Below are 25,721 nucleotides of genomic sequence, written 5' to 3' on the forward strand. Positions count from 1 at the left end.
CACACATATAGGACGCCGGCGGCAAAGTTGAAACGCTGCTTCAAGCTCGGCGAATTCGAGAGCGCGTTCCTCTACTTCGCCGCAGCTTTTTTCGTCGCCAGCTTTTTGGCGGGCGCCTTCTTGGCCGCAGGTTTCTTTGCGACCGTCCCGGCGACCTTTACCGGCTGGGACTCGTCGAATGGCGCCTCATCGCTGTCTTCGATTTTCTTCTTGGCGTTGGTCGGCGTTTTCTTACCGGCTGCTTTCTTGGCCGGCGCTTTTTTCGCCGATTTCTTCGGCGCGCCGCCCTTGGCTTCGATCAGTTGCAGGGCCTCTTCGAGAGTCACGTCCTCGGCCGAAGCGCCCTTGGCCAGCGTCGCGTTGATCTTGCCCCAGTTGACGTATGCGCCAAAGCGGCCGGGGCGCACCGTGACCTTGCCGCCCTCGGGATGCTCGCCGAGCAAGCGTCCCCCGCCGCCCGTCGCGCCGCCGCCGCCGGCAGCCTTTTCGGCGAGAAGCTCGAGCGCCTGTTCGAGCGTCAGCGACGCCTGATCGATGGCGCGCGGGATCGTCGCATTGATCTTGCCCCAGTTTACATAAGGACCAAAACGGCCAGCCTTGACGGTCACCGAACCGCCTTGAGGGTGATCGCCGAGCACGCGCGCCGGCTCCGAGGACCCGCGCGAGAAGCGGGAGCCCCCGCCGCCCGACTCCTTCTGCACGATGAGATCGATGGCGCGGTTGGCGCCAATGCTCAGCACGTCGTCGTCGCGGCCGATATTGGCGTAGGTCTTGCCGTGCTGGACATAGGGCCCGAAGCGCCCGATGCCGGCGACGATGGGTTCGCCGCTCGTCGGATGTTTCGCGACTTCGCGCGGCAGCGCGAGCAGGGCGATGGCCTGCATCAGCGTCAGATCGTCAGGCCTGATGCTTTTGGGGAGCGACGCGCGTTTGGGCTTTTCGCCGCCTTCTTCCTGCTCGCCTTCCTGCACATAGGCGCCGAAGCGGCCATCCCGCAGGGTGACCTCCGCGCCCGTCTCGGGATTGACGCCCAGGACCTTCACGCCCGGTCTCGCCGCATCGGCGGCGTCGCCCGTCGGCGGCGACAGGGTGCGCGTGTAGCGGCATTCGGGATAGTTGGAGCAGCCGACGAAGGCGCCGAACTTGCCGATCTTGAGCGAGAGCTGACCGCTGTTGCAGGCGGGGCAGAGCCGCGGATCGCCTCCGTCTTCCTTCGCCGGGAAGACGTGTGGACCCAGCAGTTCGTTGAGGCTGTCGAGCACCTCGCTGACGCGCAGATCCTTGGTGCCGTCGACGGCCGCCGAGAAATCTTTCCAGAAGTCCCGCAGCACCTGCTTCCAGTCGATCTCATTATTGGAGACGAGATCGAGCTTTTCTTCGAGGTCCGCGGTGAAGTCGAATTCGACGTAGCGCGAGAAGAAGCTTTCGAGGAAGGCGACGACGAGGCGTCCCTTGTCCTCGGGCACGAGGCGCTTCTTGTCGATCCGCACATAGTCGCGGTCGCGCAGCACGGCGAGCGTCGAGGCGTAGGTCGACGGGCGCCCGATGCCGAGCTCCTCCATGCGCTTGACCAGCGTCGCCTCGGTGAAACGCGGCGGCGGCTCGGTGAAATGCTGGGTGGCGTCGATTTTTTCGCGCGTGCACGTTTCGCCTTGCGCCATCGCCGGCAGGCGACCGCCGTCCTCGTCCTCGCCGTCGTCGCGGCCTTCCTGATAGAGCTCGAGGAAGCCCGGGAAACGAACGACCTGACCCGTCGCGCGCAGCTCCAGCGCGTGGGCGCCGGCTTTGGCGTCGATGTCGACGGTGGTTCGCTCCATCTCGGCCGACTCCATCTGGCTGGCGATGGTGCGCGTCCAGATCAGCTCATAGAGCTTGGCCTGTTCGGGTTCGAGATATTTGGCCACGTCCTTGGGCAATCGCGCCGGGTCGGTCGGGCGGATCGCCTCGTGAGCTTCCTGCGCGTTCTTGGCCTTCGTCGTATATTTGCGCGGAACCTTGGGAACGAAACGGTCGCCGTATGTCTTTCCAATCACGCCGCGCACGCTCGCGACCGCCTCGGGCGCCATGTCGACGCCGTCGGTTCGCATATAAGTAATGAGACCCGCCGTCTCGCCGCCGATGTCGACGCCTTCATAGAGCCGCTGGGCGATGCGCATGGTGATCGCCGGCGCCAGCCCGAGCTTTCGCGAGGCCTCCTGCTGCAGGGTGGAGGTCGTGAAGGGCGCGTAAGGGTGGCGCTTCACCGGCTTTGCTTCGACCGAGCGGACAACGAAGGCGGCGGTCTCCAGCGCCTTCTTGAAGTCCTCGGCCTCCTGGCCCGCGCCGATGTCGAGCCGCGAAATCTTCTTGCCGTCGGCGCCGACCAGGCGGGCCGTAAAGGGTTCGCCCGCCTTGGTCTTCAGATGGGCGACGAGCGACCAATATTCGCGTGCGACGAATTTTTCGATTTCGAGCTCGCGGTCGCAGACGAGGCGAAGCGAGACGGACTGCACGCGGCCGGCCGAACGGGCGCCGGGGAGCTTGCGCCACAGCACCGGCGATAGGGTGAAGCCCACGAGATAGTCGAGCGCGCGGCGGGCGAGATAGGCGTCGACCAGCGCCTGATCGATCTCGCGCGGATGCGCCATCGCCTCTTGGATCGCCGACTTGGTGACCGCATTGAAGACCACGCGCTCAATCTTCTTATCCTTGAGCACGCGCTTCTTGTTCAAAATGTCGAGCAAGTGCCAGGAGATGGCCTCGCCCTCGCGGTCGGGGTCGGTCGCGAGGATGACTTTGTCGGCGCCCTTCACCGCCTCGGCGATGGCGGCGACGCGCTTTGCGCCCTTGGCGTCCATTTCCCAGACCATGAGAAAATCCTGGTCGGGGTCGACCGATCCGTCCTTGGCGGGAAGGTCGCGAACATGGCCGTAGCAGGCCAACACATTGAAGTTCTTGCCTAAATATTTGTTGATCGTCTGCGCTTTGGCCGCCGATTCGACGATAACGACATTCATCTCATGATCATTCCAGGAGGCGCGCCGGCTTGGCGAGCGGCGGAAGATGGTCAAAATGGGCGCCCCCTGTCAAATTGGCTAGTCCAGGGGCCTGAAGGAAAGCTGCGCCATGGAAAAGCCGATCAGGTCCGTTTCAGCCGCAGTCGAGGCGACGGATGTCGCCCCTCGCGCCAAGCGCTCGAGCTACCCCGACCCGTTCTCGGCGCGGGTTCGCGGCCGCGAGAAACGGTCGCTTGGCGACTTTTTTGGCCTGACCAATTTTGGCGTCAATCTCACGACGCTCGCCCCCGGCGCGCAGTCCGCGCTGAAGCATCGCCACAGCCGGCAGGACGAATTCGTCTTTATCCTGGAGGGAGAGCCGACGCTGCTGCGCGACGATGAAGAGATCCTCCTGCGCGCCGGCATGTGCGCGGGCTTCCCCGCGCAGGGCGCAGCCCACTGCCTCGTCAACAGAACCGATGGCGACGTCGTCTATCTGGAAATTGGCGACCGGTCGGCAGGCGACGCGGCGACCTATCCCGACGACGACCTCGCCGCAGCGCTCGGCCCGGACGGGCACTGGATCATGACGCACAAGGACGGCCGTCCCTATTGATGCGCGGACGCGCGCGACTTGGCTCGTGCGACTGGCTTGCTCGCCATGACGCCCTCCTGTATGAGCGGTCGCACGCGGCGCACGCCGTGCCAAGGCCTCGTGGCGGAGTGGCTACGCAGAGGACTGCAAATCCTTGTACGGGGGTTCGATTCCCTCCGAGGCCTCGCCTTTCTCACACGAGAATTTGGCGCCATAATTTGAAGGCGCGCACTTAACGATAGCGCAGAAGAAGCGGGCCGCGCGGTCAATACGCGCTGCATTTGGGTTCGTTTTCTTCGCAGTTGCGGTATAGTTGGGGCGACATCACATCGAAGAGGGTAACGATGCTGAATGCGTTGATTGCGGATGCGCAGGCGCGGCTGGACCAGGCGCGCCGCGAGTTGAAATCCGCCGTGCTTGATTTCGACGTCTCAGACGACAGGCTTCTGGAATTGCGGGCCTCGGCGCGCCGCGTCTACGACGAACTCAGCGCGCTCGACCGCAAGAAGCTCAAGAGAGGCTTTTTGGGGTTTTTGAAAGTCTGGTGACCGCTCTGCGGCGCGTCGGCTCTTTTGCCCGCCGACGCGCGCTCCATAATTAATTTAGGAGCGCGCGTTCATCGCGCCGCAGAACGAGGTCGCCAAATGATTAGTCCTGAAACGCCTCCTGGCGCCGAGGTAGTTTGCGTAGACGCGACTGCGGGCCCCTATGGCCGTTGCGAGGGCTTGGCCCGTGGCGGGATTTACACGGTCGCGCGGATCGCCCGCGGCATCGATGGCGGTCACGTCGTCATTCTGGGGGAAGTTTCGCCCTGGCGGACCTATGCGCCGCCCTGGGGCGTCGTGGAGGTTGGTTTTGAGCTTCGACGCTTCCGCTACCTCGATATCCCTGACGAACTGACAAGGCTGCTGCACGAGACGCAGTTGGAGGACGTCTAACCTTCTCGCGTCATCGCGCCGCCGGTCCGTCCGGGGGCGGCGGGTCCATGCGCGGCAGCAGCGGCGCGGCCGCGTCGGAGCGGCGGATGAAGGCTTGCGCGTCCAGCCCCAACGCCAATTCATCCCAGGGGCCGGCGAGTTCGAGGGCGATGCTTGGCGCTGAATCGGCGGTCTGACCGGCGCTGTCAGCTTCGCGCGCAACGGCCCTGACCGCGAGGCTACGCTCCGGCAGGCGCGCCGAGCCGCCGAAGGCAAGCGTAAACCCAGGACCGCGCGCGACGCCCTTGGCGATGTCGGCGACGCCGTTCTCTATCTTTACAGTGGCGCTGGCGGCGTCGAGCGTCGAGCGGCCCGAGCGGATGTCGATGGCGCTCGATAGAGGCCGCGTCTCCAGTCGGCGCAGCGCTTTCTCGAGGTCGACGCCGGAAATCTCCCCGTCGACAAGAGCGACGCTGGCGCGCCCGTTCAGGCTTTGCATCAGCGTCGCCATCCGGTCGCCGACGCCGTCGACCGCGAGAGTCGCGTTAAGCGCTCCCGCCAGAACAGGTTTTCCATAAGCGTCCCAGAGCAGCGGGCCCGCTTCGACCGCCGTCATTTGCGCATTGGCCCGCAGCGCCAGCCCGTCGGGCGAAGGCGCGATCGAGGCCCGAAACTTCACTCCGCCGCGATAGGCGTGCGCCTGCGTTATCGCGAACTCGGCGGCGCCGTCGCGCAACGTGACTTCGATGGCGGCGTCTTCGACCTTCAGCCGGCCAAGTCTGGCGTGGCCGACGGCGAGATGCAGATCGACGTCGGCGCCGGAGAGGTCCGGGAGATCGAACGGCTGCTTGCTCCACTGTCCGTTCGCGGCGACAAGCGGCGGCGCGTCGGCGAGAAACGGCCGCAGGGAGAGGAACTCGCTCTGGAGCGCAGCCGTCAGCGTCGGGCGGCCATCCTCCTTCTGAAGGTCGATATCGCCGCGAAATTCGTTTCCGTCGACAAATAGACGTGCGCCCTTGAAATGCGCCTCTCCGGGCGCGAGCGTCGCCTGCGCGGAGAATTGCGCGTCAGTGAAGGGGCCGGGCAGTGGCGCGGCGACGCCGAAGAGCCGCAGCGCCTGCTGCGCCGAAGGCGCGCTGGCCGCCGCGCGCCCCTCGAAGCGGGCGTTGGCGCCAAGTTGTCCCACGCCTTGCGCCTCAGCCCGAAGGCTCTCGCCGTCAAGCCGGCCGGTCACGACGGACGGTTCACCACGCAACAGCGCTCCCGGACGCGCGACCCAGAAGATCGCCTCGAGCCGTTCGCCGTTCAAATCGAACGCGCCCGTCAGAGCCGCCGCCTCGCCGATGCGGCGCCATTCAAAATTCGCGTTGATTCGCTCCAGCGCGTAGACGCGGCTGCGGTAGGTGATCCGTGCGTCGCCGTCGACGATCGACACCACGCCAAACCGCACATTATCGGCCGCCGCAGCTTCCAGCGTCGCCGGCTTTGCAGCGGCCGCTCGGGCGGCTGCGCCGGCCACGCCGGCCGGCTTTTTGTCAAGATCGATGCGGGCGCGCGCCCGGACGAGCTTCACCGACGCGACCTTGAGGCGCCCTGCGATCAGCGGCAGAACGTCGACGTCGCCGCGAAGTTCGCTCGACTCGATAAGCAGCGCGCCGTTCCGGTCGGCGAAGGCGACGCCTTCGACGGCGATGCTCGGACGCGGAAAGAGCGAGAAGCTCGTCCGGCCGCGCGCGGCGACATAAAGCCCCGAAGAGCCTTGGAGCTGGTCGGCGACGGCGTCCATGAGCGCGCCGGGCGAGAACAGCCACGGCGCGACGACGGCGGCGGTCGCCGCCAGGGTTGCCCCCGCCGCCAAGGCCGTCGCCAATAGCCGAAGCGCCGCGCCCGAAGGGCGGCGCGCTTTCAACGATGCGGAAGGCTTGTCGGTTATGGCGGAGGGCAGCAGCCGTGCTCCTGAAGCAAAGTCTTCGGACGTTGCTTGTCGCGGCCAAGGGCGGCGATATAGTGGCGAAAGGCCGAGCCTAGCGCGCTTCCGCGCGCGACAGTTCGCTGCGGAGCGCGGTCAGGATCTCCTCGACGTAAAACGGTTTTTCGACCATGGCGTGCTCAAGATGCGCCTCGGGCAACCCTGCGCGCCCGCATCCCGTCGTGAAAATGAAGGGGCAGCCGCGGGCGGCGAGCGCGTCGGCGACCGGATCAATCCTTTCGTGGCCGATATTGACGTCGAGCAAGGCCAGATCGACGCCATCCTCGCGGGACAGCCGCACCGCTTCGTCGACGCTGCGCGCCATCCCCGCGATAACTAAGCCGAATTCCGCGAGCGTCTCTTCGAGCGCCAGCGCGATATAGGGATCGTCTTCGACAATCAGCAGCCGTCGCCCGAGCAAAGGATCGCTCGTGCGCTGGGAGTCATCTCTCTGAGCGGCCGAGGAAGAAAGGCCGGAGCTTGAAACCGACATGAGTAAATGGTGGGGCGGAATGCCACAGTTGTCTAGCTTTCGGGCGGCTTTTGCAGCGAATTTGCTGCGAACATGGCGAATGCCGCCCAGACGGCGAGAGCGCACCAACTCAGGATCGTCAGCCCGCCGCCGATCGGCGCGGCGAGAGGAAACAGTCTTCCCGATAAGAAGACCCGCGCCGCCAGGTCGCTCGCGAACAGCGTGCCCCCCGCCTGGAGCGCCAGCGCGATCGCGGCGAGCCAATTCGCTTTTGGTCGCGGCGTCGTGCGGATAAGCGCCGCGAGGCCGACGCCGGCGGCGGCGTGGATCATTAGAAATTGGCTGGCGGTCGCGAGAAAAGGACTCGCGTCGGCATGGGCCGCGGCGGCGGCGAGAGACACGCCGGCCGCTCCTTGAAGAGCGGCGATCGTGGCGATGGCGAACGACAGTCTCAATGGCAAACTCCGTTTCGCGCAGCTAGATGGCGTTCTCAGCTTAAGGAGAGTCGCAGCTTAAGGAGAGTCGCAGGCGTCGCCAAATTATAGACTTCGAGCAGAATCGACAGCGTTCTTCATCGCGGATCGACCCCCTGCAACCGTCGTGTTGCAGGCGATTGAGATAACTGTGTCCAGGCTTTGGTTTTACTGCAACGGCCAAGAGAAAGATGTCGTCTGCACCAAAGTCGAGATCAGCGGCGACATAAGGCGGCGCTCTCGCAAAGCCGGGCGCGCTTTCCTATATTGGCGCATGAAAGTTTGCGGGAGAGAAGAATGAGCGCAATGGGCGTCGTGATTTGTCTGGCGATCGCCGCCTCGGCCGCCCTCGGCGTGTATCTGCGCATGCGGCAGACGGCGACGGTCGAGGCCCATGCCGATCGGGTGCCGGCCGATTTCGCGCAGGAAGTCACGCTCGACGAGCATCGCCGCGCCGCCGAATATACGATCGCAAAAACAAAATTTTCCGTCGCCGAAACGATTTTCGACGCCGCGATGTCTATCGCGTGGCTGGCGCTGGGGCTCGCGCCGCTTTACGCGGCGATCGCCGCCTTCGTCGAACCTGGCCTGGTTCGCAGCGTTCTGTTCGTTCTCGTCTTCGGCGTGATCGGCAGTTTGATCGACATGCCCTTCGCCGCAGCGCGCGCCTTCTGGCTCGAAGACAGGTTCGGATTCAATCGGCTGACGCCGCAAAAGTTTCTCGTCGACCAAGCAAAGTCCGGCGCGCTGGAACTCGCGATTTCGACGCCCTTGCTCTTCGGCATGTTCTGGCTTCTGGGCGCCGCCCCCGACACATGGTGGCTCATCGCTTATGTCGTTTTCATCGCCATCGCGATTGCGATGACAGTGATCTATCCGACCGTCATCGCGCCGCTGTTTAACAAATTTTCGCCGCTTGAAGACGGCGCCATGAAGCGGCGCATGGAGTCGCTGCTCGCCAGATGCGGCTTCGAGTCGAAAGGCCTCTATGTGATGGACGCCTCGACGCGCTCCACGCATGGCAACGCTTATTTCAGCGGCTTCGGCAAGGCCAAGCGCATCGTCTTTTTCGACACGCTGCTCGAGAAACATTCGCCGGACGAGATCGAATCGATTCTCGCGCATGAACTCGGCCATTTCAAATTCGGCCATGTGCGGCAGATGCTGGCGCTGGCGGCCGCGATCGCCTTCGTCGGTTTCGCGGCGCTGTGGTGGGCCTTCGGCTCGGATGTCTTCGCCGGCTGGTTCGGCCTGCCGAACGACCCTGGCGTGGTGCTCGTCGCGCTGCTGCTTGCCCGAGAGCCGATCTCGCATGTCCTGTCGCCCTTGCTTGCGTGGCGGTCGCGCCGGGCGGAGTTCGAAGCCGACGCCTTCGCCCGCGAGATCGTCGGCAAGGAGCCGATGATCTCGGCTTTGACCCGGCTGACGCGCGACAACCTCGCAACGCTGACGCCCGACCCGCTCTACGCCACCTTCTATTTCTCGCATCCGCCCGTGCCGGTGCGGGTCGCGCAACTGCGCGCCGCGGCGTAGCGGGCGCGAGGCGCGTCAACCGCGGTTTCTTCGCAGGCGCGCGATCCCTTCAGTGCGATCGACGACGGCGATAGCGCCGTCGCAATCGTGCGAACCCATCGCGCGAAGCGCTTACGGCGACTGCATCGTCCATTTGGTCGGATGATCTGCGGGAGAATGGCGCCTGTAAAGACCAGGGCGCGGAGAGCCGAGCTTGCTGGCGATCTATGCCCGTGCCAATGAAAGCATCGCCGTTGGCGGTCGCCGAGGTGGAACCAAGAGGTCGGAGCGTGAAGGCTTCTCGACGCGAGTTCGCCAAACTGGTCACCGCGAGCGGCATTGCGCTCAGCCTGTCGCGTCTCGCCCTCGCGAATGAACCTGGATTCGCCGCACGCGAGACGCTGCCTGGAAGGCAGCGTTGGAACCCGGCCGCCACAGGCATGGGCCGGATTGATGGGGTGGCCAAAGTCACAGGGGCGAAGCTGTACGCGTCCGATTTCCGCGCCGCGGATCTCCCGGGATGGCCGACGCATACCGCGCACGCCATGCTCATCCGGACGGCGAACGCCACGCATATCTACGAGGGCGTTGATCTCGCGCGCTTGAGCGGCGCGTTAAAGCCTTCCGTGGTCGTCACCGCAGCTGATCTCGCGCGCATCGGCGCTCGCGTTCCAAAATTTTATTCCGGCGACCTGTTCTGCCCCGTCGGCAAGACGCCCTTGTATCTTGGTCAGCCGGCGGCTCTGTTGATCTATGAAAGCTTCGACAATTTCGATCAGGCGCGGCTTGCCTTACGCAACGAAACGCTCCTGAAATTCGGCGCGGAAACTGGCCCCGTCGTCGAGCGCGACTACGGCGCGTTTCGATTCACGCGCGTCGCCGGCGCGACGCCAGACGCGCCCGACGTGTACTCGCCGGTCAAGGATGGCTGGGTCAGTCCAGGGTTCTTTCAAGACGGGGGCGGCCCAATATGGGCGCGGCTCCCCGTGCCGACAGGGGCCGCCTACGCCAATGCGGCGAGCTACGGCGAACAGATCCGCGCTGAACTTGAGGCCGACAATCCAAGCCTTCTCGTTCTTGATCGCGAATTTGAGACCCAGTCCGTTGATCCAATGTTTCTCGAGCCCGAATGCGGTCTTGCCTGGTATGACGCCGATCGCAAGAACCTGGAGCTCGTGCTCGGCGTGCAGTCGCCGTACGACGCCGCAACCTCAGTCGCAACCCTGCTGGGCAACGCCCGCGCCAACTTCAAGCCGGCGCATATCAACGCGCATTTCGCTTATATGGGCGGCGGATTTGGGGGACGCGACCACACGCCATTCCCGCTTTACGTCGCGCTGGCCGCGATGTTCCTTCCCGGTCGCCCCGTGCGGCTCTCCCAAGATCGTTATCAGCAGTTCCAGGGGGGAATTAAGCGGCATGCGTTCAAGATGCGCACACGCATCGGCGTCGATCGAGCGACAGGCAAAATCTCCGCCTTCGCCGCTGACCATGTGCTGAATGGCGGCGGCCTCGCCAATTATTCGGCGAGCGTGGCGGCGGTTTCCGCCAATGCCGCGATCGGCATCTACGATGTTCCAAAAGTCGACGTCACTACCGTCGCGCTGCATTCACGCGGCGTGACGGCAGGGTCGATGCGCGGCTATGGCACGCTGCAGACGATGACGGCGCTGGAAGTGTTGATTGATGAGGCGGCGTCGGCGCTGGCGATTGATCCGATCGAATTTCGCCGACGCAACGCGCTGAAGACCGGCGGTAGGACGATGGCGGGAAACACCTATGACGTCGTGGTTCGCACGCCCGAGATCCTCGACAGACTGGAAAAGCATGCGATCTGGCGACAGCGCGCCGAAGAGAAAGCGCGCGGACGGCGCCCGGGAAGCGTTGTCGGCACGGGAGTGGCTTGCGTCACCAAGGATTACGGCAGTGGAGCCGACACTTCTTTGTCGTCAGTTGAGGTCGATCCAAAGGGTCGGATCTCCATCCATTGCGATCACGTCGAGATGGGGAACGGCATAGGGACGGCGCTTGCGAACCGGGTCGCGGCCCATCTCGGCGCCGTGGCCGACGAAGTCGCCGTCGCGGAAGTCGACCGCTTCGGCGCGCTCGGGCTCGTCACCTCCGGCGATTCTTACACGATGGACCAGGCGACGCAGGACGCCGCGCAACGCGATCCGCGCTGGGTTCCGGCGATCAGTTCGCCAACGAGTTCCTCGATTGGCGCGCACGTCGGAACTCATTCGGCGTCGGAAGCCGCCCGCGTCATCTTCCGGTTCGGGCTGTGGCCCGCGGCGCTCGAACTATGGGGACTCGCGCCAACCGATCCGAGAGCCGCGAAATGGGACGCGGCGCGTTGGGAGCAGGGGCGGCTCACGATGCCGGAGTTGAGACCTTTGCCGCTGTCGGAGATCGCCGCAAGGGCCCATGCGCGCAAAGGCGTGACAGGGGCGATGGCGCACAGCTTCTCTCGCTGGTCGTGGTCGAAAGCGACGTTTGCGATCGGCGGACAACCGTGGACGGCGGAGATCGATGCGCTGGCCGTGCGAAAGAGTTCTGGAAAATTCGTTCGGTTGGATCGCGCCGATGTCAAATATCCGCCCACCGTGTTCAACCGGATCGGGACCTCCTACACATCGCTATGCGGCGCGCTGGTCCGTGTCGAGATCGAGCGAGACACCGGCGCCTTGCGCATCGACAGGGCATATACCGTCCTCGAATGTGGTCGCGCGCTGACGCCTGAAATCGTGCTTGGCCAGGCGCAGGGCGGTTTCGCGATGGGCGTCGGCTACGCGCTCCTCGAATCGCTGCCGCTTTATGAAGACGGACCCGGCAATGGCCAATGGAATCTCGGACAATATTTGATCGCGCGCGGGTCGGACCTGCCTCGGCAGGGGCTCGAGATCGACGTGTTGCCCCCGCTGCCGAACGATCCGCCAAAGGGCATGGCTGAGGTCGTTATGATTCCCATCGTTCCAGCGTTGTTAAACGCGATCTTCGACGCGACGGGGCGTCGCTTCCATGCCCTGCCGGTGACTCAACACGTGCTCAAGGGAGCGCTCACGTGACGACTGTGCGCATGAGGATCAAGGGAGCGCTCACGTGACGACCGTGCGCATGAGGATCAATGGCCGCGCATATGGCCCGGTGAAGGTGCGCGACGAGCTGACCATGAATGATTTTCTGCGCGAGCGCCTCGGACTTACCGGCACCAAATTTGGCTGCGGCGCCGGGCAGTGCCTCAGTTGCGCAGTGATCATCGACGATCCGGACGGGACGAGCCACACCAGTCCAACCTGCATCGTTCCGGCGGCGAGCTTCAACGGGAAATCCATTCGGACCGTGGAAGGCCATGCGAAGAACGGCGAACTCACTGCGCTGCAAAGATCGTTCATCGAGCATTTCGCGTTCCAATGCGGCTATTGCACAGCCGGCTTCTTGAACGAGGGACAGGTTCTGCTGGAGCGTCTGGCGAAGACGCCGGTGGCGCGCGCCGATCTCGAGAAAACAATCGTTGATGCGTTTGACGGACATCTGTGCCGTTGCACGGGCTACTTCAAATATCACGAGGCTGTGCGCGACGTCATTCTCGCCGATCCGGGACGATATCTGACGTAGTGAAAACGGCGTTCCGCAGGAGCGCGGCGCAGGAGGGGGACCGAGGATGAAATTTGCGGTTCTCGCAGGGGTCGTGGGGCTAACGACATGCGTGACGTCCGACTGCCAATCGGCGACGCTCGCGACTCCAGAAAGTTTTGCCGCCATTAGCGACGCCGCGGCGCGGTCCGCGGCCTTGTTTGCCGAACTCGGCAAAGTCCTGACCAGTCCACGCTGCGTCAATTGCCATCCCGCCGGCGATCGCCCGCATCAGGGTGAACTGGGCCGGAGTCACCAGCCGCCGGTCGAGCGCGGGCCGGATGGCCGAGGCCTCACGGCGATGCGCTGTCCGATCTGCCATCAGGACGCCAATTTCGACCCCGGCCGCGTTCCCGGTCACCACGAATGGCGTCTCGCGCCGCGTGCGATGGGCTGGGAAGGCAAAACGCTCGGTGATATCTGTGCGCAGATCAAAGATCAGTCGCGCAACGGCGGCCGTTCGCTGGACGCGCTTGCACGCCACATTGGCGGCGACACGCTCGTCGGCTGGGCGTGGTCGCCCGGATTTGGCCGTCAACCCGCGCCGGGAACGCAGAAGGAGGCGGGGGCGCTCGTCGAAGCATGGATCAACACCGGGGCGGTATGCCCGAATTAGCGGAGGATAAGCGAACCCCGCGCGGCTTCCGGCGGCGATCGCACGACGCCCCCGCATCTATCGTCGAGACAATTGGCCGTCCACGCCGCGCCTTTGCTGTCCTCATCTCACTGGAGAGTCTCATGATGCCCACCACGCTCACGACGAGCGGTCTCCGCAAGCTGCTGTCGTCGGTTGTCGTCTTTGGATTATCGGTTTCGCCCGCGTTCGCGACGGAGTCGCCAAGCTACTTCACAGGACTTGTCGGCGCCGAGACGGCCAGCCCCGCCGACATCGCCAACAAAAACCTGCTGCAGCTGAATACGTCGATGTTCCAGCTGTATGGCGACGCCGCACAGATCTTCAAGAAAAACATCCTCGCGAAGCATCCGATTATTCTGGGACTGTTTTCCGGCGCCGGCGGGCGATTTATCCTTTATCGTCCCGGCATGGCGCCGATTGAGGCGCCGCAGGCGCCGATCGTCTATCAGTTGCTGAAATCGGTTGGCCACAGCACGATGGCGTTGGCCGAAGTCGTCGTTCCGTATCTGAACAGTCCCAAGGACACGACATGGCGCGGCGCGTTGGCGGCGTATCGGAGCCGCATGCAATCCGCGCTCGACACGCTTGATGCGAGCGGCATGCAAAAAGACTGGCGAACAAACAATCGAAGCATTCTGCGAAACAATATCGCGTTCATGGACGAGTGCCTGAAAAATAATGCGATCTCAGCGGAAGGCCTGCAGAAATTCGCCAAGACGCAGTCGCCGCTGCTGAAGAAAAATATCGCTTGGGCGGCGCAAACTCAGGTCGCCCATTGGATGGATGTCCTCGGCGGTTGGAAAGAGATGCTTGGCGCCGACTGGGACAAAACCTATGCGGCCAGCAATACGATCTACGTCGCCCGCCAGAACAATGTCCTGTTCAGCGTGCTGGCGCAGTTCTTCGGACCTGAGGCCATCAATGATCGCCTGATGCTGATCGAGACAATCTCATTCACTACGACGCCCGACGATATGCTGGAATCGCTGACGCGCATCATCGCCGACCGATCGGTGGGCGCCGCCTTCTTTGGCGACTCCCATCTCATGGATTTTGAATTGATGGGCGGTGACGCACGGCAAGCGATCATCGATGAAGACGCGAAGCGCAAGATGAATGTGGTCCTGCCGCCGCAAGTGCCGTTCGGCTCGCATCAATGGCCGACGTTGATCACGCCGGGGCCCGGCGCGAAGAGCTTGAGCGACCTTCCGTGAAGTTGAATCCTGTAGCCAGGATCACGGCGCGAAAGGCTCCTGAATCTCGTTTTATCGTCGGAGTTGCGCTCGTTCTTGGCGTTCTGCTTCCGCTTGAGACTCACGCGCAAGATCGCATTGATCGCGTCACGGGTTTCGAGCGCGAAGCGATCCACACCGCCGCCTGGCCGGCCGGCAAAAAGGTCGCGGTCAGCTTCGCGTTTTTCGTGGAGGAGTTCGGCTTCGGCCAAGGTCCGATCTTCCGTCCAGATCTTGCCTCGCGCAATCCTGACCTCGTGAACGAAGCGTTCCGTCAATATGCGATCGACTGGGGCGTTGTCCGCGTCGGCCGGCTATTTCAAGAACTGAATGTGCCGCTCACCATCGTGGTGAACGCGGAGTTTTTCGGCAAGCATCCATCGGTCTGGAAGGAGTTCCGTTCGATGCTGCCGAACGCGCCGATCGTCGCGCACGGCATGAACAACACAAGCCGCATGTTGCCGCTTCGGAGCGGGATCGCCGCGCAGAAGGCCTACATTCGCCGAACATTGGATCTCATCGCCGAAGCCACGGGCGTCAGGCCGACGGGCTGGTCGAGTCCGAGCGTCTACGCCAATCGCGACACGATGCGTGCGTTGGCCGCCGAAGGCGTCGCCTATACGCTCGACCAGATGGATTCGGATGTCATTTCACGTTTGAAGACGCCGGAAGGCTCGCTCATTCTGCTGCCCTATCCGGCCGTAACCGTCGACATGGGCCAATATCTCGCTCGGATGAAAACGACGAGAGAGATCGAGACGCTCTGGTTGGACTATGTCTCGGAACTGACCATCGAGGCGCGCGCAGATCCGGCGCGAGGCGCCACGACCGTGGTCATCGGCATACATCCCTTTGTCGTCGGCACGCCGGACGGCGCCCTCGCGCTGCGGCGCGTTCTTTTGCGCCTCAAGGAAGACGACGCTGTATGGCTGGCGGACGCCGACGCCCTTTTGAAGGCGGCTGGCCTGAGATGAGCGAAGCCGTCGATTCCGACGACTTTCACCGGTATTCGCGCGCTTGATCCCGACGGATCGCCTGGAACAGGCCAACGCCGTTTGGCGCGCCGGTCAGGACAAAGATGTGAATGTCGCGCCGCCTCCGAGCGTTTCCTGCACTCCAATAGAGCCCCCCAGGGCGTCCATAATCTCCTTCGCGATCGCGAGCCCAAGTCCTGTTCCAGGCTCCGCCTCGTTCTTGCGCCAAGTCGCCTGGAGCAGATTACCGAGTCCTGCGTCAGTGCGCGATTGAGCGTCGACGTCGGTCAGCTCGACAGCCGCCCGACCCGAATTCTTCCAGCTCGATCCTGAATGTCGCGCCGCCGCCCGGCGTATCCTTGACGAGGATCGATCCTCCCATCCGCTCGACGAGTCGCTTCGAAATCGACAGTCCGAGGCCGACGCCAACGCCTTCCCTGTCTCGGCGCCAAAAAGGTTCGAATATCTTTTCGCGATCCGAAGGCGCGACGCCCGGGCCATGATCGATTACTTCGATCGCCGCCCCTGAAAGGACGCGAACCCGGACGACGTCGCCCTCCGGCTCGGCTCGAAGCGCGTTGTCGAGAAGATTGGCGACGACGCATTCAAGCGCCCATCGCGCGCACCTTACTTCGGTCGGCGATTCGGGCTCTTCGAACGCGATCCGCTTTTTGTTTTCGATCATCAGCGGCGCATAATCGGCGACGAGATGCAGAACGGTCGTTCCCAGATCAATGCGGTCTTGTTCGCATTCCTTGCGAACCGAAAATCGCGCCGTCGCCAACAGCTGTTCTACGATCGTCTGAATGCGCCGAATGTCGCGCCGGATATTGCGACGAAACGCAACGTCGTCGGGATTATCTGCATGGGCGCGCATAATTGCGATGGGCGTGCGCAACTCATGGGCCGCGTTGGCGGTAAAGCGGCGTTGCGCGGCGACTCCGGCGTCGAGACGCGCCAGCGCGGCGTTGACCGCGTCGATGAAGGGGACGACCTCCTTCGGCGCGTCGTTGGCCGCGACGCGCTGGTGCAAAGTGTTCATGTCGATGGCGGCGATGTCAGCCGCGGCGGCGCGCAGCGGCGCAAGCCCGCGCTGAACGACGAACCATGCAATGGCAAGCGCCCCCAACATCGCGGGGGCAGTGACGATAGCGGTATGCAGCGTCAAGAACAGTCCGGCGACTGCAACGAGATCGCTCCACGCAAATCTATATCCATAGGCCGCTATTGCGTACGGCCCGAACGCGGTCTGCGCCTGCCGCAAATAGCCGCGCGCTTGGCTTGTCTCATTACCCGGAATCCGAAACTTTATCGCCGAGGCCTCTATTTGATTGAAACCGCCGAGCGCTGCGACGAGTTCCGGCGATGAGCCACGCAGGGCCTGACCGCTTCGTTGATCAAATGCGGCATAGCGAACCTGCGGATTGGCGTCGTTATAGGCGCGCAAAGCGGCTGTCGGCTCCAGAACCACGGTCCCTTCGGGAGCCTGCATCAATGAGTCGACGACAAGCGAATGAATACGATATTCGCCCCAATCGTCTGGCGCGATTTCCCAGTTCGGGCTGACGCCCGATATGGAGACGAAGAAGTCGGTGATTGGGATCAGGAAAAACAGCGCGGCGAATTGTGCGAGCGCGAGATAGACGATCACCCGAGCTGATAAAGATTGGCGCTTGTTCATGACGGCTCTCGCGCGAGCATGTAGCCAATTCCGCGCGCTGCATGGATCTCGACGCCGGCGTCGAGATCATGCAGGCGCCTGCGCAATCTCGAAACCAGAATGTTTAGCGCATTGCCGTCAACGTCGTCATCGAATCCGTAAATCTCTTCGAGAAGCTTGTCGCGCAATACGACGCGGCCGGCGTTTCGGATAAGCGCTTCAAGCAGCGCGAGCTCTCGCCGGTGGAGCACGATGGGCCGGCCGCCGACGACCACCTGATGGGACGCCAGATCGAACGACAAGCGGCCAAGCGCGACAGGGGGAGGCGCGTCTCCGCCCGAACGCCGGAGACACGCCCTGATTCGCGCCATCAGTTCATCGAGATCGCAAGGCTTCGCCAGATAATCATCAGCGCCGGCGTCAAGCCCGCAGATGCGATCGGCGACCGACTCACATGCGGTCAGAATCAAGATCCGGATTCCGGGCTGAAGCGCCCGCATCCCGGAAAGGAGCTCAAGTCCGTCCCCATCGGGCAGACGCCGATCCACGAGGGCGAGCGCGTATTTGTGGCACGTCAGGGCCGCACGCGCTTCATCGAGCGCGCTGACATGGTCTGCAATAAATCCAGACCGTCCCAATCGTACGCTAAGCGCGCGCGCCAACTCCGGCTCGTCCTCGACTAGCAGAATGCGCATCGAGCGTGGCCAGTCGTCGCGCTACCCGCCCGCGTCCGATGGGACGCCAGGGACAAATTTGAAAGTTGAGACATTTATCAATCGCTCCGCCGCAAGCGAATGCGCGAGGGTAAGGCGAAGAATGATAAAAATGCAACAGTTTCGATAAGTCGAAGTCACGACCCTCCATGTTACCTCCATGAAAGTTTCGCCTCATAGACAGGCTTCCTGAATCGCGGCGGCGACTTTTCGACAGTTGAGCAGCAGGAGGCCACCATGCTCACTCACAAGCTATTTTGGGGCGTTAGCGTACAGGTGTTGGCGATTGGCTGGGTGAGCGGCGCGGCGCTCGCGCAGCAAAGCCTGCCGACGATCGACATTGGCGCGAGGGCCCCACGCTCGTCTCAGCGGTCGATCCCGTCGACGACCGAGGCGCCATCGTCTCTCTCGTCAGCGCAGGATGGTCCGCCGATCGAGCAGACCACCGCCGGACCGGTTCGGGGCTATCAGGCGCTCACGACGCGCGCCACGCGATTCCAAACCCCCATCCAAGAATTGCCGATGTCGGTGCAGGTGATCCCACGCAAGCTGATCGACGATCAGCAGGCCATTTCGCAAGCCGAGGTCTTTCGCAACGTTTCCGGTCTACAGCCGGTAAGTCCGTTGTTCCCCGGCGGAATCGGCCCCAGCCTGCGGGGTATGCGGGCGGAGCGCTATATCGACGGTTTGCCGAATTACTATGATCTCGGCGTGCGCGACCTCCTCGTCAATGTCGAGCGCATTGAAGTGATCAAAGGGCCGGCAAGCATTCTCTTTCAGGGCGGACAAAGCCCGGTCGGCGGCGTCGTCAACATCGTCTCAAGGCTTCCGACGCCGGATCGCTTCGCCGAAGCGGGCGTGCGCGGGGGCGGCTACAGCTACGTAAGCCCTTACATCGACGTCAATCAGCCGCTGACCGAGGATAAGAGCGTCTTGTTCCGTCTCACGGCGCAATATGAGACGACGCGTTCGAACATCGATGTCGTGCATCGACGCAGCTATACGATCAACCCGACCATCAAGATCGCGCCGACCGACGCCACCTCGCTGATCGTGCAGGGAATTATCACGCGGCGGGATCAGCCGGACTATGCGGGACTTCCGGCCGTTGGAACGATCGACCATTCGCTTTTTGCGATCCGTCCCACCGCCTTTTTGTCGACGCCCGGCCTGCCCAGCACCGGGACCTCATCGTCCGGCGTGACGCTGCGTTTCGATCACAAGTTCGACGAAACATTCTCCACTTTCACGAGCGCGCGCTTTTCTTCGTCGGGCATTTACGAGCCCTCGCAAATACCCTTCGGCAACACGCCGACCTTCTATGCCGATCCTTTCCTGCCCCTGCTTGGCGGCCCGGGAGTCATCGGCGGCCCAAGCCAGTTCTATATGGCGAACACGATCCTCAAACAGCAGGTGAAGGAGGTGTCGGTCACGTCGAACGTCATGGCCAAATTCGACGCTGGGCCGACCAAAAACAAATTGCTGCTTGGCGGCGATTTCAACCGCGTCTGGGAACTCGGCTACCTTGCCGGCGCCAACGCCACCGCGCCGGATCCCGCTATCCAAAGCGTCCTTGACTTTTGGGGACTGGGAGCCTTCGCGCCGCTCTACCCGATCTTCACCGACTTCAGAGCGCCGGTCTTTCCGCCCTATCTCTACCCGCTTCCGGGCCAGGGCAATTACACAATTTTCAGTCGCGTCAACAACGCCTATCAGAACGCCGGCGTCACCTTGCAGCTGCAGTCGACGATACTCGACCGTTTGCACATTCTCGCGGCGGGCCGGGTCGCCTTCATCGACATCAACTCGGAGGAGGCGGCCCTCGTCCCGCCTACGAGATTTAACTCCACCCGAACCGCATTCCTGCCGCGCGTCGGCGCGCTTTTCGACGTGACAGACTGGCTCTCAGTCTACGGCAGCTATGCGCAAGGCCTGCGTCCGGTGACCTTCTTCAATGGCGCTGGCGGCGCCGCGCCAAAGCCCGAGGGCTCGGAGCAGTGGGAGGCTGGCATTAAGCTCAACGGCCCGATGGGTCTTTCCGGCACGCTTGACTATTTCGATCTCAAACGCACCGGCGTGCCGGTGACTCCGGCGGGCAGCCTGACGCAGCGACAGTCCGGCGAATGGCGTTCCACCGGTTTTGAGGCGGATCTCATTTGGCAGCCGACGGCGGAACTGTCCGTTCTCGCAAGCTATGCGCATATCGACGCAAGAGTGTCGCGCGACGAAAACCCGAGGCTGGTGAACGCCACGCTCAATCTTGCGCCGCGCGATTCCGGGCGCCTGTGGGGACACTATGCCTTCGACGGCGCGCTTTTCGACGGCGCGCTCAGAGGGTGGTCGGTTGGCGCGGGACTTTACGCCGCATCGGGGACCGTGATCGAGATCGGCCAGCCGCAACCCTGGGCGCTGATCGGGCGCCCCTGGAGCACCAGCAGCTATGTCACCTTCGACGCCACGCTCGCCTACAAGCACGAGAATTTTACATTCGCGATCAATGGCAAGAATCTCGGCGGCCAACAGTATTTCGTTCAATATCCCTATCTTTCCGGAAGAGTTGCGCCGGGAGAGGGACGCACGGTCTTCGTGTCGTTCTCGGCGCGGATGTAGGAGTGACGATGAGTGAGATCGACCGCCGTCAGTTCGGCGACGGCGTCGCCGCCTTCGCCATGCTGCTCGCAAGCGGCGCTTTGGCGGCCCCGAGCCCGTCGCCGGACGACGGCAGGGCGCCGCATAAGATGCCGGACATGCCTGCGTATTGGCGCGGCAAGGAGAAAGTCGCCTTTCTGATTTACCCCGGCTTCACCGCGCTCGACATGGTCGGGCCGCAATATATGTTCGCCAATCTGATGGGCGCGACGATAGAGATCGTCGGCAAGTCGCGCGATCCCATCCGCAGCGATACTGGCGTCGTCTTCACGCCGTCGGCAAAATTCGAGGACGCCGCGTCGAACCTCGACATTTTGTGTGTTCCTGGAGGCTCGGCCGGAACGCTCGCCGCGATGCGCGATGAAGAGACCCTCGCCTATATTCGCGCCGCCGGACACGGCGCGCGTTACGTCACGTCGGTCTGCACCGGCTCCATGCTGCTGGGGTCCGCAGGCATGCTCGACGGCTATCGCGCCACGTCTCATTGGGTCACCAAGCCGCTGTTGCCCGTTTTCGGCGCGACGCCGGCCGAAGGCCGTTTCGTGCGGGATCGAAACAGGATCACGGCGGAAGGGGTCACCGCCGGTCTGGACTTCGCGCTCGCCCTCGTCGCGGAATTGCGGGATCGCAAATATGCCGAGGGCGTTCAGCTGCTGGCGCAATATGCGCCAGCGCCGCCCTTCAACGCCGGCGAACCTGGAACGGCGCCCGCGGCGGTCACGACAATGCTCGACACTATGTTTGCCGGTTTCAAAGAGGAAATGCGCGCCGCTGCTGCGGCGGCCTATACAAGATCGAAAGGGCTCTGACGCGAAATCGGCGAACACTTGCATCCCGCCTTCGAAATTATCATGCATGAAGGTGTTGTGAATCGCACGACGTCGAAGGGCCGGACGATGATGGCGGGGTTGGCGCCGCTAGACGAGCGGCGGTCGCCGCTCGATAAACCGATTTAGGCCACAACAATTCCGCGTTGGAGAACAGCATTTCGCTCTCCTCGGCGATATCTCGAAAAAGCGGAATGTGACCGTGCATCCCGAGCGCCGTAGTGATGCAGCCGCAATGCGCCAACCGAGCGTATCGGCGAGGCTGATTGAACCGAGCGCACGCCGCGCAAGCAGTCAGTTCCTGAGTCCAATAGCAGCTTCATCCCAATCAAGGCCTGTTCCGGCCACAGCGGGAATATGCAACATCCCGTCTACGACGTCATAGGGCTGCTTCAGGATTGGATTGACCCAATTCTGCCACTCAAGCCAATGCGACGTTTCGGATACCCGCATGACGTGGGCGCCGACCTCTGGATAGAGATGCGTAGAAATGGGCGCCCCGAACGCCGCCGCAATCGCTGCCGATTTTAGCCAGCCGGTTACGCCGCCGATCCTCATGAAGTCGGGCATGACCAGGTCGCACGCCTTCATTTGAAGCGCACGGTGCAGATCCCGATGACCGTAGAAGTTTTCTCCTATCTGCAGCGGCGTTTTCAGTTGCGAAGCGAGGCGCGCATATCCATCCAGATTGTCGTAAACGATAGGTTCCTCGATCCAATCCAGGCCCAAGCCGTCGACCGACTGGCACCTCACGAGCGCTTCAGCAAGATCGAGCCCTTGATTGAAATCCGCCATCAAACGAACGCCGGGGCCAACTGCCGCGCGCACAGTCTCGATCGCGCGCAAATCCTGATCTGCGGTTGCGCGGCCTAGCCGGATTTTCAGTCCGGCGAATCCTCCTTCTTGGATGAGCCTCGCGGCTTCCTCCCCTAATTGCGCTGGATCGCTCAGCCAAAGACCGTTGCTGTTATAGGCCTTCACCGGCCCAACCGTTCCGCCGAGGAGCACGCACAAGGGTAGATTCGCGGCCTTCGCCAAGGCGTCCCACGCCGCCATATCGAGGCCCGAAACGGCGATCATGCTCAATCCCTGATAGCCAACGAAATGGAGAGACTTGCGGGTCAGCTCGAAGATCTCGGTCGGCGCGACGGCATGACCCTCGAGAAGTTCGCCAAAATCCTCCAAGGCGGCAATGATGTATTTCATCGCCTTCGCCGTGTACGGTTCGAGGTAGCTGCGCCCAACGATTCCTTCGTTTGTGAAAAGATCGATGAGGATCACGGGCCAGTCGGAGATCGTCGCTATTCTGGCGACGATCGGGCGTTCCAATTTGAGGATCAAGGGCCGCGCCGCGACTCTCAGGGCGCGACGCTCTATGGGCGCGGGCGCGACATTCCCGATTTCGACGTCGCCGTCGTCTTCGACAAGGAGGCTTGTAAATGGCGCGCGCTCGGTGAGGCGGCTGAAGTCAGGCGAACGGACGAGCGCAACACGATTCTCACGGCTCTCAAGGCTGCGGGCGGAGAGGGAATGACGCCGCGAGAGATCGCCGCCGAAACGGGCATGAAAGACGCCAACGTGCGCAAGTTGATCGGCAAAATGGTGACGGCCGGCGAGGCGTTGAAGGCGGGACGCGGTCGCTATTTGCACGCTGAGCACGCGGAGAAGCTGGCCGCAGAGGACAGCGCGACGGAGCTGTTTAAGGAGGGTTGAGGCGGTTTCAGCGGCAAGATTCGCTCTCATTGTGACCGTTGTGACTTTGGCGTTCACAATGAGCGGTCACAATGGCGGCGGAGCGCCAGACGCCAAAAATCGGCTTTTTCTCTACCACCCATCACAATGATCACAACGATCACAACGGCCGATCACGCTGCCCAAGCGCTTGATATACAAGGTATTTATCGTCCGTCAATTGTGACCGGCATTGTGATCGCTCCTTATATGCCCAATCACAATCCGACCCTCTGACTCTCTTCCTGAGTCCTCATTGTTACCGTTGTGACCATTGTGATCGGGTTTGAGAGAGTATGCGCGCGCGAGCCCTGGACCTGATTTTTGAGCTGGACGCGTCCTTCAAGTGCCCCCTGGGCGGCCGAACGTTTTCCCGTCGTCGGCGAAATTGAGCTCCCGTTCCGAACACGCTGGCAAAACCCTTGGCGGCGGCAATGCAGCCTAAGCGCCCGACATCTCGGACGCGCGCCTTGACGAGTCGGCAATGAGCACGGGGAGCAGGAATGAAGCCGACGCTCCAGTGAGCACGGCGAGAACGATCAACGGGCGGCCTGAGCCGGGATTTCTCCTCCCTTCTGTGAAAGACGCTCCTGCGGGCTCCGCTGTCGCGTTACACGGCGGTTTGAAAGCTGTGAGGGCGATGAGGACGGCAACAAGCTCGCACAATGGCCTATGAGGAATATTGGCGACAGTGCCTGACCGACCGTCATCAGTCGTGATTGACTACGCTGGCTCTGCATGATCGGATTCAAAATCGTGGATTTCCGCGAAGCTGGACGCGGCGCGGTGGTAAAATGCAACGGATTTGGAAACAACTTTTCGCCGCTGTCTTGCTCGTCTCCCGGCCGGACTTAGCCTGTGCAACGACGACTGGAAGCGCATTCGATTTATGTCTAAAGGCTAAGGCGGCGTTAGAAAAAATCGACCGCTGCTCGACCGTCATTTCAACATCGCGCAAACGCGCGCAACTGGAACGGGCATATCTTCGGCGTGGCAATGCTTATAAGGAAATAGATCGTCTTGAAGAAGCAGCTAAGGATTTTACTGAGATCATTCAGCTGAATCCAAAAATTGCCGGGTATTATGATAACCGGCAAAATGTGCTGAAGTTGCTTTTCCGATTTAATGAGGCCCTGGAGGACGCCAATCGCACTGTTCAATTGGCCCCCAATCAATCGTTTGTATATCTCAGCCGGGCGATCCTCTATGAAACGATGCAGCGCTACGACGAGGCGCTTCAAGATTACACGAGCGGCATTTCCATCAATCCAGGTGATGCTGGCCTTTACGTCGCCCGAGGGAGAATTTTTGCAAGAGAAGGACAGGCCAACGAGGCTATCGCGGACTTCGCCAAAGCCTTGGATATTGAACCAGAGAACCGGCTCGCGCTGCGGGAACGCGGTTTTTCCTTTAGGAGCGTTGGCCAAATTGATGCCGCTATTCGCGATTTGGAGGCATTTGCCAGATTAGAACCAGGAGATAAGGAAGCGATTGATGCCCTGAACCAGATAAAGCCTAAGGTGTCGGCTGCAGCGCCGGCTGAGAATCTATCTCCATCAGAGCAAGCCAAAAAAAACACGATTCACCCTGGCACAACACCGAGCTCGCCGCCGTCGAAAGCGACCGCGTTACAAACGAATAACCAGTCGAATGGTCCATTTGCTTTGGCCGTGCTGTATTCAATAACCGTTCTGGCGGCTCTGGCTCTCTTTGGTATAATATTGAACGGCTCGCAAGCCGCGCCAAAATTGAAAACGCTTCTCTTCAGCTTCAAGGGACGTTTAAACCGCCTCCATTTCCTGTTTGTTCAGCTGGGTATCATTGCTTGCTTATTTGTAATAAATACAAGTATTATTATTTTGCTTGTCACATCGCCTCCAAGTGTCTTAGCCGCAGGTCTCTTGATTTGTGAGCTCTTAATGCTCTTGCCATTACTTTGGATTGTCGCGGCAACAACGGTAAAGCGTCTTCACGACCTAAATAACAACGGTTATTACGTAATAATTTTCTCTATCCCTACTTTCTACGTGCTTCTTCTTTTGTTCGGCATTTTGAATCCTTTTCTCGATTACCGATTTACAGGCTATGCCTTTTTCTTTTCATTGGCCTTTATATTGTTCTACGTGGCAGCGCTTTTGCTCGTTCCGGGGACCCGTGGGGCGAACCGTTTCGGAGCAGACCTCTTGCCTAAGAAGCCAGGGCCTGAAGGGATGCAGGCAGACATAGTGCAAACCCCGCTAGAGCAAGTCGAACAAACAGCCCGCTTGATCGAGGAGAAACTTGTAACTGCAGCGAAGAGTGCTGAGGAGAAACTTGCACTTCTCGACGAGATTGCAACAAACCGTATCACGGAGTGGATGAGCGGTCCCCCACCCGAAAAATGGCCGCCAATCGTTGTTAAGACCTATACAGGGCGGGAATCCAGGGCCATCGCGCAGTTTCAATCTGAGGCCAATGAAATGGCGGCGGTAGGCTATTTTCCTGTTTCTCAGAGTTGGACCCCCGGCCACTGGGGTTGTGGGTCCTTTATCGTGGCTCTTCTGCTATGTTTTTTGTTCGTCGGTTTTTTCGTTTTTCTTTACATGCTTATCGTCCCGCCTGAAGGCACGTTGACGGTGACGTATCAGAGGAGGTCGTTAGAAAACGAACAAGTCGAGGCAAATACAGGCCCGACGACGCGGACAAACGCCCCCTGATCTTTTTTTTGCGCTCCTCGCTGCAAAGCCTGCTTTCTTGAAGGCATGCGCGAAAA

Annotated in this window: 20 protein-coding genes, 1 tRNA gene and 1 pseudogene; 13 read left to right on the forward strand and 9 right to left on the reverse strand. The window is 61.8% G+C overall.

Annotated features, from left to right (window positions below; genetic code table 11):
- Positions 1 to 71 precede the first annotated feature (71 nt).
- Positions 72 to 2,996 (reverse strand): type I DNA topoisomerase, encoded by a 2,925-nt coding sequence (gene topA, locus IYY11_RS20960; protein ID WP_196405657.1) that lies wholly within the window; start codon positions 2,994 to 2,996, stop codon positions 72 to 74.
- Positions 2,997 to 3,105: 109 nt separating this feature from the next.
- Here topA and IYY11_RS20965 point away from each other — a divergent pair, with 109 nt between their 5' ends.
- The 4 genes from IYY11_RS20965 to IYY11_RS20980 all read left to right on the forward strand — a co-directional run bounded on the left by IYY11_RS20965 (position 3,106) and on the right by IYY11_RS20980 (position 4,508).
- Positions 3,106 to 3,591 carry a cupin domain-containing protein gene (locus tag IYY11_RS20965; protein WP_196405658.1) on the forward strand — a complete coding sequence of 162 codons (486 nt, stop codon included), beginning with the start codon at positions 3,106 to 3,108 and terminating at the stop codon, positions 3,589 to 3,591.
- 93 nt (positions 3,592 to 3,684) lie between these two features.
- Positions 3,685 to 3,755: transfer RNA gene (locus IYY11_RS20970), tRNA-Cys, on the forward strand.
- Between the two features lie 159 nt (positions 3,756 to 3,914).
- Complete coding sequence (locus tag IYY11_RS20975) at positions 3,915 to 4,118, forward strand: hypothetical protein (RefSeq protein ID WP_018407613.1); 204 nt, start codon at positions 3,915 to 3,917, stop codon at positions 4,116 to 4,118.
- Positions 4,119 to 4,214: 96 nt separating this feature from the next.
- Positions 4,215 to 4,508: a hypothetical protein gene (locus tag IYY11_RS20980; RefSeq protein ID WP_196405659.1), complete on the forward strand. Its 294-nt coding sequence runs from the start codon at positions 4,215 to 4,217 to the stop codon at positions 4,506 to 4,508.
- Positions 4,509 to 4,518: 10 nt separating this feature from the next.
- On the opposite strand, the gene IYY11_RS20985 is transcribed toward IYY11_RS20980, so the two are convergent.
- The 3 genes from IYY11_RS20985 to IYY11_RS20995 all read right to left on the reverse strand — a co-directional run bounded on the left by IYY11_RS20985 (position 4,519) and on the right by IYY11_RS20995 (position 7,383).
- Positions 4,519 to 6,357 (reverse strand): AsmA family protein, encoded by a 1,839-nt coding sequence (locus tag IYY11_RS20985; RefSeq protein ID WP_246720143.1) that lies wholly within the window; start codon positions 6,355 to 6,357, stop codon positions 4,519 to 4,521.
- 154 nt (positions 6,358 to 6,511) lie between these two features.
- Positions 6,512 to 6,877: a response regulator gene (locus tag IYY11_RS20990; protein ID WP_018407617.1), complete on the reverse strand. Its 366-nt coding sequence runs from the start codon at positions 6,875 to 6,877 to the stop codon at positions 6,512 to 6,514.
- A gap of 104 nt (positions 6,878 to 6,981) precedes the next feature.
- Complete coding sequence (locus tag IYY11_RS20995; protein ID WP_196405660.1) at positions 6,982 to 7,383, reverse strand: DUF423 domain-containing protein; 402 nt, start codon at positions 7,381 to 7,383, stop codon at positions 6,982 to 6,984.
- A 315-nt stretch (positions 7,384 to 7,698) separates the two neighbouring features.
- Between IYY11_RS20995 and IYY11_RS21000 the strand changes: the two genes are divergently transcribed.
- The 6 genes from IYY11_RS21000 to IYY11_RS21025 all read left to right on the forward strand — a co-directional run bounded on the left by IYY11_RS21000 (position 7,699) and on the right by IYY11_RS21025 (position 15,389).
- Positions 7,699 to 8,934, forward strand: coding sequence for a M48 family metallopeptidase (locus tag IYY11_RS21000; protein WP_196405661.1), 1,236 nt, complete (start codon positions 7,699 to 7,701; stop codon positions 8,932 to 8,934).
- A gap of 218 nt (positions 8,935 to 9,152) precedes the next feature.
- The gene (locus IYY11_RS21005; RefSeq protein WP_196405662.1) at positions 9,153 to 11,978 is read left to right on the forward strand and encodes a xanthine dehydrogenase family protein molybdopterin-binding subunit; all 2,826 of its coding nucleotides are present in this window, start codon (positions 9,153 to 9,155) and stop codon (positions 11,976 to 11,978) included.
- A 49-nt stretch (positions 11,979 to 12,027) separates the two neighbouring features.
- Positions 12,028 to 12,528: a 2Fe-2S iron-sulfur cluster-binding protein gene (locus tag IYY11_RS21010; RefSeq protein ID WP_210331494.1), complete on the forward strand. Its 501-nt coding sequence runs from the start codon at positions 12,028 to 12,030 to the stop codon at positions 12,526 to 12,528.
- 46 nt (positions 12,529 to 12,574) lie between these two features.
- Complete coding sequence (locus IYY11_RS21015; protein WP_196405664.1) at positions 12,575 to 13,162, forward strand: Isoquinoline 1-oxidoreductase subunit; 588 nt, start codon at positions 12,575 to 12,577, stop codon at positions 13,160 to 13,162.
- A 122-nt stretch (positions 13,163 to 13,284) separates the two neighbouring features.
- The gene (locus IYY11_RS21020) at positions 13,285 to 14,397 is read left to right on the forward strand and encodes a hypothetical protein (RefSeq protein ID WP_196405665.1); all 1,113 of its coding nucleotides are present in this window, start codon (positions 13,285 to 13,287) and stop codon (positions 14,395 to 14,397) included.
- Positions 14,394 to 15,389: a polysaccharide deacetylase family protein gene (locus IYY11_RS21025; RefSeq protein ID WP_196405666.1), complete on the forward strand. Its 996-nt coding sequence runs from the start codon at positions 14,394 to 14,396 to the stop codon at positions 15,387 to 15,389. The genes IYY11_RS21020 and IYY11_RS21025 overlap by 4 nt, the downstream gene beginning before the upstream one ends.
- A 93-nt stretch (positions 15,390 to 15,482) precedes the next feature.
- Here IYY11_RS21025 and IYY11_RS23890 read toward each other — a convergent pair whose 3' ends face one another.
- Genes IYY11_RS23890 through IYY11_RS21035 form a run of 3 tightly spaced genes read right to left on the reverse strand, consistent with a single transcriptional unit; the run spans position 15,483 to position 17,744 of the window.
- On the reverse strand, positions 15,483 to 15,746 hold the full coding sequence (locus IYY11_RS23890) for an ATP-binding protein (protein WP_409455273.1): 264 nt from the start codon (positions 15,744 to 15,746) through the stop codon (positions 15,483 to 15,485).
- Positions 15,649 to 17,070, reverse strand: coding sequence for a HAMP domain-containing sensor histidine kinase (locus IYY11_RS21030; protein ID WP_196405667.1), 1,422 nt, complete (start codon positions 17,068 to 17,070; stop codon positions 15,649 to 15,651). The genes IYY11_RS23890 and IYY11_RS21030 overlap by 98 nt, the downstream gene beginning before the upstream one ends.
- Positions 17,067 to 17,744, reverse strand: a complete 678-nt coding sequence (locus IYY11_RS21035; RefSeq protein WP_196405668.1) for a response regulator transcription factor — start codon at positions 17,742 to 17,744, stop codon at positions 17,067 to 17,069. The genes IYY11_RS21030 and IYY11_RS21035 overlap by 4 nt, the downstream gene beginning before the upstream one ends.
- A gap of 255 nt (positions 17,745 to 17,999) precedes the next feature.
- On the opposite strand from IYY11_RS21035, the gene IYY11_RS23345 reads away from it, so the two are divergent.
- Both IYY11_RS23345 and IYY11_RS21045 read left to right on the forward strand, forming a co-directional pair.
- Positions 18,000 to 20,372, forward strand: coding sequence for a TonB-dependent siderophore receptor (locus IYY11_RS23345; protein WP_196405669.1), 2,373 nt, complete (start codon positions 18,000 to 18,002; stop codon positions 20,370 to 20,372).
- 8 nt (positions 20,373 to 20,380) lie between these two features.
- A complete protein-coding gene (locus IYY11_RS21045) occupies positions 20,381 to 21,220 on the forward strand; it encodes a DJ-1/PfpI family protein (RefSeq protein WP_196405670.1) in 840 nt (279 codons plus the stop codon).
- Between the two features lie 312 nt (positions 21,221 to 21,532).
- Here IYY11_RS21045 and IYY11_RS21050 read toward each other — a convergent pair whose 3' ends face one another.
- Both IYY11_RS21050 and IYY11_RS23145 read right to left on the reverse strand, forming a co-directional pair.
- Positions 21,533 to 22,276 carry an enolase C-terminal domain-like protein gene (locus tag IYY11_RS21050; RefSeq protein ID WP_246720169.1) on the reverse strand — a complete coding sequence of 248 codons (744 nt, stop codon included), beginning with the start codon at positions 22,274 to 22,276 and terminating at the stop codon, positions 21,533 to 21,535.
- 18 nt (positions 22,277 to 22,294) lie between these two features.
- Positions 22,295 to 22,981 (reverse strand): annotated as a pseudogene (locus IYY11_RS23145) (hypothetical protein); the annotation flags it as partial.
- Between the two features lie 782 nt (positions 22,982 to 23,763).
- On the opposite strand from IYY11_RS23145, the gene IYY11_RS21055 reads away from it, so the two are divergent.
- Entirely contained in the window at positions 23,764 to 25,665 is a 1,902-nt protein-coding gene (locus IYY11_RS21055; protein WP_196405671.1) for a DUF805 domain-containing protein, read from the forward strand.
- Positions 25,666 to 25,721 lie beyond the last annotated feature (56 nt).

Origin of the sequence: Methylocystis sp. H62 (assembly GCF_015709515.1) — a bacterium.
GTDB lineage: Bacteria > Pseudomonadota > Alphaproteobacteria > Rhizobiales > Beijerinckiaceae > Methylocystis.